We start from the raw sequence: 1,227 nt of genomic DNA, 5'->3' as shown, positions 1-1,227 counted from the left end.
TTTTAGTTTGGTTAAGTTAGAAAGGGCGCACGGTGGATGCCTTGACACTAGGAGTCGATGAAGGACGGGACTAACGCCGATATGCTTCGGGGAGCTGTAAGTAAGCTTTGATCCGAAGATTTCCGAATGGGGAAACCCACCATACGTAATGGTATGGTATCCTTATCTGAATACATAGGGTAAGGAAGACAGACCCAGGGAACTGAAACATCTAAGTACCTGGAGGAAGAGAAAGCAAATGCGATTTCCTGAGTAGCGGCGAGCGAAACGGAACATAGCCCAAACCAAGAGGCTTGCCTCTTGGGGTTGTAGGACATTCTATACGGAGTTACAAAGGAACGAGGTAGACGAAGCGACCTGGAAAGGTCCGTCGTAGAGGGTAACAACCCCGTAGTCGAAACTTCGTTCTCTCTTGAATGTATCCTGAGTACGGCGGAACACGTGAAATTCCGTCGGAATCTGGGAGGACCATCTCCCAAGGCTAAATACTCCCTAGTGATCGATAGTGAACCAGTACCGTGAGGGAAAGGTGAAAAGCACCCCGGAAGGGGAGTGAAAGAGATCCTGAAACCGTGTGCCTACAAATAGTCAGAGCCCGTTAATGGGTGATGGCGTGCCTTTTGTAGAATGAACCGGCGAGTTACGATCCCGTGCGAGGTTAAGCTGAAGAGGCGGAGCCGCAGCGAAAGCGAGTCTGAATAGGGCGTTTAGTACGTGGTCGTAGACCCGAAACCAGGTGATCTACCCATGTCCAGGGTGAAGTTCAGGTAACACTGAATGGAGGCCCGAACCCACGCACGTTGAAAAGTGCGGGGATGAGGTGTGGGTAGCGGAGAAATTCCAATCGAACCTGGAGATAGCTGGTTCTCCCCGAAATAGCTTTAGGGCTAGCCTTAAGTGTAAGAGTCTTGGAGGTAGAGCACTGATTGGACTAGGGGTCCTCATCGGATTACCGAATTCAGTCAAACTCCGAATGCCAATGACTTATCCTTAGGAGTCAGACTGCGAGTGATAAGATCCGTAGTCAAAAGGGAAACAGCCCAGACCGCCAGCTAAGGTCCCAAAGTGTGTATTAAGTGGAAAAGGATGTGGAGTTGCTTAGACAACTAGGATGTTGGCTTAGAAGCAGCCACCATTTAAAGAGTGCGTAATAGCTCACTAGTCGAGTGACTCTGCGCCGAAAATGTACCGGGGCTAAATACACCACCGAAGCTGCGGATTGATACC

General features: G+C 49.9%; 1 rRNA gene. It reads left to right on the top strand.

The features are described from left to right. Positions 1-9 precede the first annotated feature (9 nt). A 23S ribosomal RNA gene (locus tag VF726_RS31475) occupies positions 10-1,227 on the top strand; the annotation flags it as partial.

Source organism: Bacillus sp. Brlt_9, from assembly GCF_051948935.1.
Classification (GTDB): Bacteria; Bacillota; Bacilli; order Bacillales; family Bacillaceae_G; genus Bacillus_A.
The sequence above is the reverse complement of the archived record's forward strand: the minus strand, read 5'-3'. Positions and strand labels throughout refer to the sequence as shown.